The 14462-nt window shown below is 43.8% G+C and carries 12 protein-coding genes; 7 read left to right on the forward strand and 5 right to left on the reverse strand.

The window, feature by feature from the left end; genetic code table 11:
- On the reverse strand, positions 1-639 hold a 639-nt coding region (locus tag DBR43_RS33205; protein WP_410522653.1), incomplete at its 3' end, for a sugar-binding domain-containing protein.
- A 155-nt stretch (positions 640-794) separates the two neighbouring features.
- Here DBR43_RS33205 and DBR43_RS13570 point away from each other — a divergent pair.
- The gene (locus DBR43_RS13570) at positions 795-2105 is read left to right on the forward strand and encodes a DUF3472 domain-containing protein (protein ID WP_158622495.1); all 1311 of its coding nucleotides are present in this window, start codon (positions 795-797) and stop codon (positions 2103-2105) included.
- Between the two features lie 32 nt (positions 2106-2137).
- Here DBR43_RS13570 and DBR43_RS13575 read toward each other — a convergent pair whose 3' ends face one another.
- The 3 genes from DBR43_RS13575 to DBR43_RS13585 form a co-directional block, all read right to left on the reverse strand.
- Complete coding sequence (locus DBR43_RS13575) at positions 2138-3289, reverse strand: formylglycine-generating enzyme family protein (protein WP_124581648.1); 1152 nt, start codon at positions 3287-3289, stop codon at positions 2138-2140.
- 158 nt (positions 3290-3447) lie between these two features.
- Positions 3448-4713 carry a DUF1501 domain-containing protein gene (locus DBR43_RS13580; protein WP_124581650.1) on the reverse strand — a complete coding sequence of 422 codons (1266 nt, stop codon included), beginning with the start codon at positions 4711-4713 and terminating at the stop codon, positions 3448-3450.
- Positions 4714-4722: 9 nt separating this feature from the next.
- Positions 4723-6594, reverse strand: a complete 1872-nt coding sequence (locus tag DBR43_RS13585; RefSeq protein ID WP_124581652.1) for a DUF1800 domain-containing protein — start codon at positions 6592-6594, stop codon at positions 4723-4725.
- 207 nt (positions 6595-6801) lie between these two features.
- Here DBR43_RS13585 and DBR43_RS13590 point away from each other — a divergent pair, with 207 nt between their 5' ends.
- The 3 genes from DBR43_RS13590 to DBR43_RS13600 all read left to right on the forward strand — a co-directional run bounded on the left by DBR43_RS13590 (position 6802) and on the right by DBR43_RS13600 (position 9903).
- Complete coding sequence (locus tag DBR43_RS13590) at positions 6802-7347, forward strand: fasciclin domain-containing protein (RefSeq protein WP_199757044.1); 546 nt, start codon at positions 6802-6804, stop codon at positions 7345-7347.
- Positions 7348-8041: 694 nt separating this feature from the next.
- Positions 8042-8923 carry a cupin-like domain-containing protein gene (locus DBR43_RS13595; RefSeq protein WP_124581656.1) on the forward strand — a complete coding sequence of 294 codons (882 nt, stop codon included), beginning with the start codon at positions 8042-8044 and terminating at the stop codon, positions 8921-8923.
- 98 nt (positions 8924-9021) lie between these two features.
- The gene (locus DBR43_RS13600) at positions 9022-9903 is read left to right on the forward strand and encodes a cupin-like domain-containing protein (protein ID WP_124581658.1); all 882 of its coding nucleotides are present in this window, start codon (positions 9022-9024) and stop codon (positions 9901-9903) included.
- A gap of 1 nt (position 9904) precedes the next feature.
- On the opposite strand, the gene DBR43_RS13605 is transcribed toward DBR43_RS13600, so the two are convergent.
- Entirely contained in the window at positions 9905-10330 is a 426-nt protein-coding gene (locus DBR43_RS13605) for a YybH family protein (RefSeq protein ID WP_124581660.1), read from the reverse strand.
- Between the two features lie 176 nt (positions 10331-10506).
- Here DBR43_RS13605 and DBR43_RS13610 point away from each other — a divergent pair, with 176 nt between their 5' ends.
- From DBR43_RS13610 to DBR43_RS13620, 3 genes are read left to right on the forward strand one after another with little or no spacing between them, the layout of a single operon-like run.
- Complete coding sequence (locus tag DBR43_RS13610) at positions 10507-11604, forward strand: vWA domain-containing protein (RefSeq protein ID WP_124582090.1); 1098 nt, start codon at positions 10507-10509, stop codon at positions 11602-11604.
- 24 nt (positions 11605-11628) lie between these two features.
- Complete coding sequence (locus DBR43_RS13615; RefSeq protein ID WP_124581662.1) at positions 11629-13125, forward strand: sigma 54-interacting transcriptional regulator; 1497 nt, start codon at positions 11629-11631, stop codon at positions 13123-13125.
- A 53-nt stretch (positions 13126-13178) separates the two neighbouring features.
- The gene (locus tag DBR43_RS13620) at positions 13179-14459 is read left to right on the forward strand and encodes a metallophosphoesterase (RefSeq protein WP_124581664.1); all 1281 of its coding nucleotides are present in this window, start codon (positions 13179-13181) and stop codon (positions 14457-14459) included.
- Positions 14460-14462: the final 3 nt, after the last annotated feature.

Here is a 14462-nt window from a genome sequence, read left to right on the forward strand (position 1 = left end):
GCGGTAAACCTGTAAAGCAACCAGGTTTTCACCAGCTTTTACATATTTGGTGATGTCAAATTCTGCCGCCAGTTTACTGTCTTCGCTGTAGCCAACTTTCTTCCCGTTTATCCAGATAAAAAAGGCCGATTTTACTGCGCCGAGGTGAATAAATACCTGGCGGCCATCCCAGTTCTGCGGAAGATTAAATTTCTTACGGTAAGAACCTACCGGATTGTTGTCTTCAGGAATATCAAAAGGAGGGTTCATTTTTGCACCGGTATTCCTGCGTCCTGCGAATTCATAAGGTTGGTTCACATAAATCGGTAAGCCATAACCATTGGTTTCCCAGTTGGCAGGAACTTTAAAATTATCCCATTTCGTATCGTCAAAACTTGTTTTATAGAAGTCCTCCGGACGTTTACGTGGGTCCTGAACCCAGTTAAATTTCCATTGGCCATTGAGCGTCATAAAGTATTCAGATTTTTCCTTCTCCCGTTTTGCAGCCACTGCCTTGCTTTCAAAAGCAAAAGCTGAGGCCCTCATCGGCATCCGGTTTACTGAAACCACCTCAGGAGTCTGCAGCTCAGCAGGTAACTGCTGGCTCATTACTGCTGATGAGGCCAATAATAATGATAGTGATGTAAAAAGTTTTTTCATTTGTGTGTTTAAATTGTATTGCGCTATCTAACGTAAATATATTTTGCCCAAATCCACAACGCAAACGTTTGACTGAATTTTGATCCTTGTTTTGCCTCTCCTTTTCCTAATTTCATCAAACAATCAACACACAAACCACAAACACACAAATGAACATGAGAAAATTAACCTTTTTCCTTCTTGCTTTTCAGCTGCTGCTCCTTCCGGCATCATTCGCCGGAAGCAGGGCTGAAACCGAGCCGGCCACGATCACCATCCCCCTGGGAGGCAATGGTTATGTGGAAAAGAATGGCCATGCAAGAATAAAAAACGACGGGCTGAGCAACTGGAGTGATGCCTCAGATGTAATTGCCATTTACTTCCGTACCGAAGCTGCCGGAACTGCAGAGTTATCACTTAGATTGAGCGTTCCTGAAGGCAATAGTAAAATCAGCCTGACAGTAGCGGGAACAACGCTGACTAAAGAAGTAAGTAACCTTGGCGCTGCTGTTATAAAACTAGGCAGCGTTAAAATCGCTGCCCCGGGATATGTAAAAGCAGAGCTTAGGGGCCTGAGTAAAACCGGACAGGTATTTGCCGAGGTTTCCGACCTGCTGGTTAGCGGAAGCGCCCTGGACAAAGGAGCCGTATATGTGAAGAACAATGAAGGAAGTTATTTCCACTGGGGCAGAAGGGGCCCTTCTGTGCATTTAAACTATACCATTCCTCCGGCAGCAGAAAATAAAGTAGAATGGTTTTATAATGAGATCATGGTTCCCGAAGGAGAAGATAAATTGGGCACCTACTACATGGCCAATGGATTTAGTGGCGGATATTTTGGAATGCAGGCCAATTCCCCGACAGAACGCAGGGTACTTTTTTCCATCTGGAGTCCTTTTTCCACGGATGACCCGAAGTCTATTCCCGATAGCATGAAAGTGATCCTGCTAAAAAAAGGAAGCAAAACGAAGACTGGTGAATTTGGCAATGAAGGTTCCGGCGGACAAAGCTATATGATCTACCCATGGAAAGCAGGCAAAAGCTATGCTTTTTTAACCCATGCCAAGCCAAATCCGGCTAAAAGAACCACCGTTTACACTGCTTATTTTAAAGATTTGGAAAAGGGCGACTGGCAATTGGTAGCCAGCTTTGAGCGTCCGCAATCGGCGGTTTACCTGAAAGGCATTTATTCCTTCCTTGAAAACTTTTCGCCGGTAACAGGTGATCAGTCCCGTCGTGGCGACTATAAAAATCAATGGGCTGTGGATGCCGATGGAAAATGGCATGAAGTCACTTCTGCAACATTTACCGCCGATGCGACTGCAAGAATCAATTACAGAAAAGATTATACAGGAGGATCAGATCAGGCCTCTTTCTACTTAAAAAATTGCGGATTCTTTAATGACTTCACCCCCATTAAGACGCTATTTCATAGGAAATCAACAGGAAAAACACATCCTGCAATAGATTTCAATAAGCTGCCCTAGGTAGGCAGCTCATCAGGACTGGATAAAGAATATCATTTGGAAACACACCGGAAGCCGGTATTCTCCAGTCCTGTATCCATAGAAGACTTCATCTTGGAAGTTACCCGATACCCTTTGCAATACGAAGAATGACACATAAATGAACCTCCGCGGATCACTTTTTTGGGAATCCCCGGCTCGGCTGCATCATAACTGTCTTTTGGTCCTTTAGGGTTTACCGTCTGCCCTTTCAGGCTTTGATAGTAATCCTCCCGGTACCAGTCGGCCGTCCATTCCCATACATTTCCTGCCATATCATACAGGCCATATCCATTTGCAGCAAATGACTTCACGGGAGCCACATTGGAATACCCATCTGTTTTTTTATCTGAATAAGGAAACTCTCCCTGCCAGGTGTTGGCTTTAACCTTACCTGAAGCAAGGTCTTCATCTCCCCATGGGTATTTCTTTTCCCTGAGTCCACCCCTTGCTGCATATTCCCATTCTGCTTCGGTAGGCAGACGTTTTCCTGCCCATTTCGCATAAGCCGTGGCATCGATCCAGGAAACCTGGGTGACAGGAAGGTTTTCTTTCCCTTTAATATTGCTTTTCGGTCCCTGCGGATGTCTCCAGCTTGCTCCGGGAGTCCAGCTCCACCATTGGGAAACATCATTGATGTCAACCCTGCCTTTCGGCGGACTAAAAGTAAGTGAGGCCGGCTGTAACTGATCTTCCGGAGGTTTTGGTGTTCCCGGAGGCAATTGTTTCTTTATTTCTTCCCAATCCGGTTTCTGTTCTGCCTGCGTTACGTAACGGGTAGCTTTCACAAAAGCGGCAAACTGTGCATTGGTGACTTCCGTTTCGTCGATCCAGAAACCATCTACCTTCACCTCATGGGCAGGGTATTCATCTCTTCTGCCTTCTTTATCCGCAGCGCCCATTCTGAAAGAACCTGCAGGAATAAATTTCATTCCCTGATGCGAGGCAAGGCCTTCTTTATCCGCTCCGGCGATCGTTTCGATCCCGGTAACCGCTCCGTATCGTTTAGGCAGGTTGGAATTACAACAAGCAGAGTCAGTATGGTTTGAATGGTCCATACCGGCGACAGTATCAGCAGTAGTACCTGCCAATCTTTTCTTGTCGCTTTTCTGATTGCAGGCTGTAATGGCCAACATAAAAAACAAATACAGAAGTTCTCTTTTCATTGGATATCGTTGTTGTTTAACGGTTATGAAGCTATCAGGCATAGGTATGCTTAGCCAGTTTCATAGATATGGTCCTATTCAGGAATTCCTAAAAGCCATTGGGCATGATCCTGAATGCGGAATAATGAAGGGCAAAATAATGATAAAAAGTTAAACTCTTACCTCATTACGCCGATTTTACTTCCATCCCATTCCGGAAACAACACTTTGTCATTATGAAGGTTTAAATGCTTGTCTGCGACCTCACTGAATACGCTTCTAAAATCTGTGGTTACTGCGAGATCTCTGCCATCCTCCAGATTTTCGACTGCCATGGGCTGTACGTTGCCATGCACCAATCCTCCGCTCACGCCATTGCCTAAAATGAAGTTACAGGAAGCACGGCCATGATCCGTTCCACCGGTTCCATTCTGCTTTACCGTACGCCCGAATTCGGTCATGGTCATTACCGTCACATCATCTTGTAAAGTACCCATATCCGTCCAGAAAGCCATAATACTATTGCTCAGGTCATTTACATTCCGTGCAAAAATTCCGGTATCTGTTCCCTGATTAAAATGGGTATCCCAGCCTCCGGATTCCGCAAAGGCGACTTCCATTCCGACATTCATCTTAATCAGCTGTGCGATCTGTTTCAGGGAATTTCCCAATGCCGTATTTGGATAGGCGGCATTATTTGAAGGTTTATAATTCTTAGTATCTGTTTTCTGAAGCATTTTTATCGCCTCAAAGCTCTCCTTTCCGGTATCTTTCAACAGTCCGGAGGAGGTCTGGTCATAGAGGTCTTCGAAGCTCTTAGCTGCCATATTGGCCCCTTTTACATTTCCCCTCATCTGAATGTTGAAATCCTGCAGGTTGCTGATGGCCACAGCCGGATTCTCCCCATAGAATGACCTTGGTAAAGAAGAGGTCAAACTTACGCCCTGGAATGGTGTTGCACCATCGTGCCCCAGCAATCCTACAGCCCTGTTCAACCAGCCGCTGTCCGTTCCTTTTTTAAAGGGGGTTCCTGATTCCATATAATCCTGCGCATCAAAATGAGAGCGGGTATTATTGGGTGATCCGATGCCATGAACGATGCCCATCCTTTTATCCCTGAATACCTGTTCAAAGGCAGACATGGAGGGGTGCAGACCAAAACGGCCATCCAAATCGATTAACGGCGTATTCTTTCCTCCTTTTGCGGCAGTCATAAATAAATTTGGCCTTGCTGCCTTCAGGTATTCGTCGGTAAATGGCGTCACTGCCATCAAACCATCCATTGCCCCCCTTTGAAAGATGCATACCAATATTTTCTTCCTGTTAAACAGTCCCAAAGGTTTGGTGCCTGCAACTGCTTCGGCAAGAAAGCCGGGAATTCCTCCCATTCCTATTCCGAATAATGCGAGTCCGCCTGCTTTGATAAATCCTCTTCTTGAAGTCATGATTTAAATTTATTTACGTTGAAATTCCGGAGAACCGATGATTACCCCTACTACCTGTGCCAGCATTGTATTGTTATTGACTGCATTATTTGCAGCGGGTTTTATGGGCGTATTATTTTCTCCCATCATTGTCCCTTCCTGCTGAGAAGTATTCTTCTCCGCAGCATTGGCCACCTTGGCCGACAATGAAGGATCGTTTAACATGGGCTTCAACCGCTTTACAGTTTCTGTTAGATTCCGCTCCGGCATGATCATCTTGCTATAAGTGAGTAATGCTGCTTCTGCACTTTCCGGCTCATGGTGGTTATTCAAAGCAGAAAGGTTAATCTTCACCCCAGGAATCCGTTGTGCGGCAAGTGCCAGTCCGAAGTTCATTCTATTCAGTAAGGCCCCCGTATTGATCCAATATTGTCCCCTGTCCGGAAATCCCGTAGGGGCCTGATAGTAATACATTTTCTGTCCCATTCTGTTGATCCAGTTAAACAACTGATAGGGTTGTGTAATGTCGGCATCCAGACTACGGGCTGCACTAATGGCTAATTCAAAGGGAGATTTTGTTTTTTCCCTGAGCGATGCCGGGCTCCAAAATTCAGGAGAAGAAACCATCGTCATCATTACCTGCCGGATATCCCCGTCTGTCTTTGTAAAAGTCTTTGCCATTTTATCGACCAGTGTTTGGGCCGGATTGTCGTTGACAAACCTAGTGGCCAGCTTTTTAGAAATAAACTGCGCTGTAGATGGATGCCGGGCCAGCATATTCAGTAAAGTCAGTCCTTCTTCATATCCTCCACCCGCGGGAAAATGCTTACCCAGAACGGTCTTTTCTTCATTGTCATGTCTGTTTGGAACGAACAGAAAATCTCCTTCTTTCACAAAACCACGTTTCTTCAGGTTTTCTTCTCCTACATTATCGATGATCTTCTGCATTGCAGCTCCATATCCCTCTTCGCCCATTGGCGCTAAGGTCCATCCTGTTAATACCCGTGCCGCCTGCGTCACGTCTGATTGCGTGTAGCCACCATCGACGCCCAGTGTATGCAGTTCCATCACTTCCCTTGCATAGTTTTCATTTAGTCCGCCCTGTTTCCGTTTTGGAGGAATCCTTCTTTTCACTGGTTTCCCTGCGGCATTCATCAGCGGTTCTCCGCTATTTTCCAAAACAACCGGCTGTCCGGTGCTCGTAAAATTGTCCAGGTAAATCAGCATTGCCGGAGATTTGGCAGTTGCCAGTAAGAGGTCCGAGAACTTTCCCGTCACATTAGGTCTGATGATATCCCGTTCATAAGCAGGGACAAAAGATGCACATTGATTTTTGGTGAGAGAAACGTTGAAATGGTTAAACCAGAAATCGGTGAGCAATTCCCTCAACTGGTTATGAGTATATGCCGCTCTTAATATTTTCTGATTGATAAATTGTCTCAACAGCTCCTGTTCCGGTTTAAACCCCTTCTTTTCCATATAGGCACGAATTTGTTCCCGATATGCTTTCTGGTCCCCTTTATTAACAGAATCTTTATTGATGGAACCATCCTGTATGGCCATCCTCAACACCCGGGGCTGTCTTGGATATTTATTCTCCACCTCGGTATTGCTGAGGTTAATGTCGTCAAACTTACTCAACATCAGGTTTAAAGAATCATCTTCCAGCTTCCCATCCAGTTGCTGGCGAAACCATTTTTCCAGCCCCATTTTAACCACTGCATCTACATCTCCTTCTTTGCTGCCATAAGTAAATCTGCTGAGTAAATGTGCCGCAGCCTGACGCTCGGTAAGTCCTGCTTTTTGATAAGGAAAAGCTGGCTTCTCTCTAAAGGAGGAAAACAATACCGTAACGAGGAAAAGCAATGCAAATGAATAAAGAACCTTTACCGGTGTTTTCATAAGTTGACGAATTTGATGAACAACCTTATGACCTTTAAAACGTCAAAAAGATTAATAGCATATAAATTATTATTCCCATTTATCAGGATTCCATTTACTGTGCAGTTTATTAGTTAGGCTATTAACCAGGTTATTATGTTTTATTATGCTGCCCCTTAAATCCGGCCGAAAGATTTCTTCGTATCTGCCCATATGAAAACTACCACTATGAAAAGAACTTTTTTAACAGTAATTGCCTTAGTAGCTTTGGCATTCAACACACAGGCACAAAAGAATCCAATGGTCGGAGGCGCAGCGATGTATGCCGATAAAGACATTGTAGACAATGCCGTAAACTCTAAAGATCATACCACACTGGTTGCGGCAGTAAAAGCGGCAGGATTGGTAGAAACTTTAAAATCAGCAGGACCATTCACGGTTTTCGCACCTACCAATGAAGCCTTCAACAAATTACCTGAAGGAACAGTAGAAACCGTATTAAAACCGGAAAACAAAGCCCTGCTTACCAAAATCCTGACCTATCATGTTGTTGCCGGAAATATGACCAGCAAGGACATCGCAAAAGCCATCAAAGCAGGTAATGGTAAAGCAGAATTAACTACCGTGAGCGGTGGCAAATTGTGGGCCTGGATGGAAGGCAGCAAACTGGTATTAAAAGATGAAAAAGGTGGTATGGCTACCGTAACCATTGCCAATGTGCATCAAAAAAATGGCGTGATCCATGTCATAGACTCTGTGTTAATGCCAAACTAAAAATAAAGCAATAAAATATTATAAATAGGGGCAAGGGAAATATCCCGAGGGCATCTCAAATTGAGTTGCCCTTTTTTATTGGCCTAATTTTCTACGCCTTCATTCGCCCTGCAATACCCAGCCCTGGATCTCCCTTCTATATAAGAGCTGCGATACTCATCTGCGACATGCGCGATTTTCACCTGCTATGTGCTCCACGCTGTATACATAACGCCATATGCACCATGCTGTATGAACCATCCCATATGTACCATGCTATATGCACCATGCTATGTGCACCATGCTGTATGAACCATCCCATATGTACCATGCTATATGCACCATGCTATGTGCACCATGCTATATGCACCATGCTATATGCACCATGCTATATGCACCATGCTATATGCACCATGCTATGTGCACCATACTATATGCACCATGCTATATGCACCATGCTACAGAAAAAGTTGTTCCTTTTCGAAGGCCTGCAAATGTTTTCCCTTCAAAACATTTGAGCCTGAGAACAGGATTAACTTTTTCCATTTGTCAGAAGATTTCCATTTTTCCTCCCTCCCCAATCTGTCATTTTACATTTTCATTAATTTTGCCATTAACAATAAATTAACATGACCTGAGCATGTTTCATGATCTATCAAAAGGGGGTTGATTTTCGATCATGCATGCCCATCTGAACACTTAAAAAATAAAACAGATGAACTTCGACCTTACTCCAATTGATATTGTAAACGACATCTCCAAAGCAGATTTTGAGAAACACTACCTGAATACCCGTCGTCCGTTAATCATTAAAAACATGTCGAAAAACTGGCCTGCATATGGGAAGTGGGACCTGGATTACATGAAAACTGTCGTTGGTGACAGAACCGTTCCATTATACGATAGTGCGAAAGCAGATCCTTCGAAGCCCATCAATGCTTCTGCTGCGGAGATGAAATTTGCCGACTACATTGAACTCATCAAAAACACCCCTACAGATTTACGGATTTTCCTTTTCGACCCCATTAAACAGGCACCAGGGCTACTGGACGATTACCGTGCGCCTAAAGAATTGATGGGAGGTTTTCTGGATAGCTATCCGAATATGTTTTTTGGCGGCAAGGGTTCCGTTACCTTTTTACATTATGACATCGACCTTGCTCATATTTTCCACACCCATTTCAACGGCCGAAAGCATGTCATTTTGTTTGAGAACAAATGGAAAGACCGTTTGTATCAAATTCCTTATGCCACTTATGCTTTAGAAGATTACGACGTCGAAAAACCTGACTTTAATAAATTCCCTGCACTGCAAGGGGTTAAGGGAATCGAGGCATTTCTGGAGCATGGAGACACCTTATTTATGCCTACCGGATACTGGCATTGGATGAAATACCTGGACGGTTCCTTCTCGATCAGTTTACGGGCCTGGGATAAGTCTTTACTGATAAAAGCGAAAAGCTTATATAACCTCACGATCCAGCGGAAATTCGATGATTTTATGAAGGCTAATTTTCGGGAAAAGTACATGACCTGGAAGGAAAGTCTGGCAATTAGAAGGGCAAATAAGGCGCTTGCGAATCAGAAACCCAGATAAACAGAGCATTCAGCGTCCCGAATTGGTAAAAAATAATTAATCCTGGATGAACAAGTTTAAATTTTAATTTACACTTTTGTTCTTTAACCTTGATAATTATGAGCTTTATACTGAAGCCGGTAGATACCGTTGAAAATATTAGTCCTGAGGATTTCAAAAAGAATTATTTAGATCCCAGACGTCCTTTAATCATTAAGGGGCTGACTAAATCCTGGCCTGCCAGAGAGAAATGGACGACTGATTATTTAAAACAAATTGGCGGCGACATCAATGTGAGCCTGATGGACAATTCAAAAGCTGATCCATCAAAGCCGATCAACTCCTCCGTTGCCACGATGCGTTTTGGTGATTACCTGGACCTGATCAAAAGAGAGCCTACGGAACTGCGTATATTTTTCTTCAACCTGTTCAAACATGTTCCTGATTTGATTAAGGACATCACCTTACCTAAAGACCTGATGGGCGGCTTTATTGAAAGCATGCCAGCCATGTTCTTTGGAGGATCGAATTCTGTTACCTTTTTACACTACGACATAGATTTACCTCATCTTTTCCACACCCATTTTGGAGGAAGAAAACACATCATCCTTTTCGACAACAAATGGAAGAAAAGATTGTATTGTATTCCAAATGCAACTTATGCCCTGGAGGATTATGATGTAGCAAACCCTGATTTCGAAAAATTCCCGGCTTTAAAGGGCGTTGAAGGATACGAAGTATTCCTGGAACATGGGGATACCCTGTTCATGCCTACGGGTATGTGGCACTGGATGAAATACCTTGATGGTTCTTTCTCGCTAAGTTTAAGGGCATGGGATGCTTCTATCACCAGGAAAGCACAAAGTGTATTTAACCTTGCTGTAAAAGGAGGTCTGGACAGTGTATTGAAAATGGCTTTTAAAGCCCCTTATGCAAAATATAGAGAGCGCTTAGCGATAAAAAGGGCAGAGAGAGCCCTGGCAAACGGCTCTCCCAAATAAGTTAACTGCTGTGGTCGGATACCACCAGCCATCGTCCTTTGACTTTTCTCAGGATTAAGGTAAAGTATCCCTGCGGTTCGTCTTTTGCTCTTTTCAGATGCCAGCCACCCAATACGGATGCAGCATCTTTTGATAAGAGTTCTACTTTCTTGATATTAAAGGTCAGGGTACCCATTGCACTTTTGTCGGGGTACCCTTTCTTATAATTGTCCAGCGTTTGCTGCCATCCATAAGTGGGCCCGTTCTTTCCTACAAAAAGCAAGCTGTCATTTTTCCAGTAGCCTTCCATGAATTTTTCCAGGTTTCCCTCATTCCAGGCAAGGCGTTGTTTCTCTAATACGCCGAGTATTGCTTTCTGATCTGCACTTTGTTGGGCCTTTCCGCTAAGACCAAATCCTATAAACAGGATTAAAATTAATTTCTTCATATTGATTGATCTGGTTTCAAATGGTAATAAGCGCATTTTATTGCCTGGATTTTCCTCCGGAAGCCACTAAAAATGTGCTGGTTGCCAAGCTAAATATAGGAAGGTATTTTTACAACTGGATAACATTACTAATACCTCAAACTTTTACCTTCGATATTCCGTTTATATATAAACACATGAGAGGTTTCCATTTTTCTAATTTTCAACCAGATGACTTGCCAAAAGGCGGTTTTGATGAATTGCTGAAGCTATTCACCCAACTGCTCAATTATACTGCCGGTGATGCGGGAGAAACCCTGTCATGGATGAATGAATTGGACAAGCAATACAAATTCACGAACAACGATTATGGGATGGGCGATTTTATTGAGGACCTAAAAGATAAAGGCTACCTCAAAGAAAATCCTGCCAATGGCGATATGAGCATCACCGCCAAGACAGAACAAACCATCCGGCAGTCTGCATTGGAAGAAATCTTTGGCAAGCTCAAGAAGGCTGGAAAAGGAAATCACAACAGCAATATCTCCGGTATCGGAGAAGAGAAGAATGCCGACAGAAGGGAATATACTTTTGGAGACAGTCTGGACCAGATCGATATGACCGCCTCTATCCACAATGCACAGATCAACCATGGCATAGGAAACTTCACCCTTACCGAAAGAGACCTGGAAGTAGAAGAAAAGGATTATAAAACCCTCACCTCTACTGTGCTGATGATTGACATCTCCCACTCTATGATCCTGTATGGAGAAGACCGGATAACCCCTGCTAAAAAGGTGGCAATGGCCCTTGCAGAACTGATCAAAACCCGTTATCCGAAAGATACACTGGACATTGTGGTTTTTGGAAATGATGCCTGGCCAATTACCGTAAAAGACCTGCCCTATTTACAGGTAGGCCCTTACCATACCAATACCTTTGCCGGGCTCGAACTGGCAGCGGACCTGTTGCGCCGCCGGAAAACACATAATAAGCAGATCTTTATGATCACCGACGGCAAGCCCACCTGCCTGAAGGAAAACGGACGCTATTATAAAAACAGTATGGGGCTCGACCGGAAGGTGATCAATAAAACATTGAACATGGCAGCACAATGTAAGCGCCTGAACATCCCCATCACCACTTTTATGATTGCACAAGATCCTTATCTTCAGCAATTCGTCCGGGAGTTTACACAGATTAACGGCGGAAGGGCCTTCTACAGCTCCCTAACAGGCCTTGGAGAGTATATTTTTGAAGATTACATTAAGAACAGAAGAAAAACAGTTCGATAGAACAGCTCAACACGACGATACAACATGGATCACATCACTATAAAAACACTCGGACAGCTCAAAGCTTCCAACTATAAATCACTGGCTGTAAAGGACGAACTCCGTAAAAATCTGATCGCCCAGCTTCAAAGTAATGAAGCCGGTTTTGAAGGCATCTTAGGATACGATGAAACCGTTATTCCTGAACTTCAAACTGCCATCCTTTCCAGACATAACATTTTACTGCTTGGGTTAAGGGGACAGGCAAAAACACGGATTGCCCGTTTGATGGTCAACCTTCTGGACGAATACATTCCTTATGTTGCGGGAAGCGAAATCTTTGATGATCCATTGAATCCGATTTCCTGGTATGCAAAACATGAAATTTTAATCCATGGCGACGAGACCCCGATCAGCTGGCAACACCGCAGCGAACGCTATACAGAGAAACTGGCCACACCTGATGTCACCGTTGCCGATTTAATTGGCGACGTAGATCCAATTAAGGCAGCCACACTGAAATTAACATATAATGATGAAAGGGTAATTCACTTCGGACTAATCCCGAGGGCACACCGCAGCATCTTCGTGATCAATGAACTTCCCGATCTGCAGGCACGCATCCAGGTTGCCCTGTTCAATATGCTTCAGGAAAAAGACATTCAGATCAGAGGGTTTAAACTTCGCCTGCCATTGGATGTGCAATTTGTATTTACCGCAAATCCTGAGGATTATACCAACAGGGGATCCATTGTCACGCCATTAAAAGACAGGATAGAAAGTCAGATTCTGACCCATTATCCTAAAACAATTGCCATTTCGAGAAAGATCACTTTCCAGGAAGCAAAAATCAGTGAAGAACAAAAAGCAACGATCGAATCCGATGGATTAGTCAAAGACCTGGTAGAACAAGTGGCATTTGAAGCCCGTCAAAGTGAATTCATAGATCAAAAGTCCGGAGTTTCCGCAAGGTTAACGATCTCGGCCTATGAAAACCTGATCAGTTCGGCAGAAAGAAGAATGCTGGTCAACAGGGAGAAAAACACTTTTGTAAGGCTCTCAGACCTGGTAGGTATCGTTCCGGCAATTACCGGTAAGATTGAACTGGTTTATGAGGGAGAACTGGAAGGTCCGGCAAAAGTTGCCCATACCTTAATCGGAAAAGCGATCAAGTCGTTATTTAACCGTTATTTTCCAGATCCGGAGAAAGCCAAAAAGAGCAAAACGGCAAATCCATACCTAAGTGTTACGGAATGGTTTACAGAAGGAAACACGCTGGACCTTTCTGACCGCCTGACTTTAGCTGCTTATAAGAAAGAACTGATGCAGGTGGAAGGTCTGAATGATTTGGTAAAAAAGTTTCACCCTAAACTAAGTGCAAACCAGACTTTATTGATGATGGAGTTTGTACTCCATGGACTGGCAGAATATTCGCAGTTAAACAAGAAATATCTGGAAAGTGGTTTCGGTTTCTCAGATATGTTCGATAGCCTGTTCAGTACCGGACCGGATGAAGAAGAAGATGACCTTGATTTCAGATAGAAAGCGGGAAATCCCGGAAATAATTTAATAATAACCTTTCATAACACCTCCGAATGGGCCGATTACCCGTATTTATATTTTTATCTGTTTTACTGCTGGCATTTGACTACTATTGCTACCGTGCCATTCTGAGTGTATTCAAGAACTGGAAGCCTCAAACAAGAAAGTTGTTTACCATCATCTGGTGGGGCTATACCACTTTGCTGGTGATCGGTGTGTTTACCTCTTTCTATGCCAATCTGTTCCTAAGTATGAAATCAGTGATCCTGGTGGCTTACTTCTTAACGGTTGCCTGTAAGTTGGTCATGCTTCCATTCTTAATCGTCGACGACCTGAGAAGGTTTATCATTAAACTTTCCAGATCAGTAAGAAAAACTTCACCGGCCCCCTTAGCAGATCCGACTTTACCGGAAACCATTGCGCAGCCCTTGCCTGGCGAACCGATCAGTCGTTCTTCATTCCTGGTCAAAGCAGGACTGATTACTGCCGCTATCCCCCTTACTTCTTTAACCTGGGGCATTGCAAAGGGCGCATACGACTATAAAGTAAAACGCCGGACGCTGATCCTCCCTAACTTACCGGCATCCTTTGAAGGGATGAAGCTGGGCCAAATCTCGGATATCCATTCGGGAAGTTTTTATAATCCAAGAGCGGTTCTTGGTGGTGTGGAAATGCTGCTTGCCGAAAAACCGGATCTGATCTTCTTTACGGGAGATATTGTGAACGATATGGCCACAGAAATGCGGAACTATCAGGATATTTTCAGCAAAGTAAAAGCTCCGCTGGGCGTCTACTCGGTTTTAGGAAATCATGATTATGGAGAATATCATTTTGGTAAAGCGCCATCCGCGGCTAAAACAAAAAACCTACAGGATGTCATCAAAACGCATCAATTAATGGGCTGGGACCTGCTGATGAATGAGCACCGCAGATTAAAAATCAATGGGGAGGAAATCGGAATCCTGGGTATTGAAAACTGGGGAACCGGACGTTTTCCAAAATATGGAAGAATGGACCTGGCCACTAAAGATACAGATGACCTTCCTGTAAAACTACTACTCTCTCACGACCCTTCGCACTGGAGGGCTGAAGTCCTTCCCAAGTATCCACAGATAGACGCGATGTTTAGCGGACATACCCATGGGATGCAATTTGGTGTAAGAACGGAAGATTTTCAATGGAGCCCGGTACAATACATTTATAAAGAATGGGCTGGCTTATATCAGGAAAAAAATCAGCAACTTTATGTAAATGTGGGATATGGCTTTCTCGGCTATCCGGGAAGAGTTGGAATTTTACCTGAAATAACGATATTTGAATTGAAACGCGCTTAGCTA

Origin of the sequence: Pedobacter sp. KBW06, from assembly GCF_003852525.1 — a bacterium.
Taxonomy (GTDB): domain Bacteria; phylum Bacteroidota; class Bacteroidia; order Sphingobacteriales; family Sphingobacteriaceae; genus Pedobacter.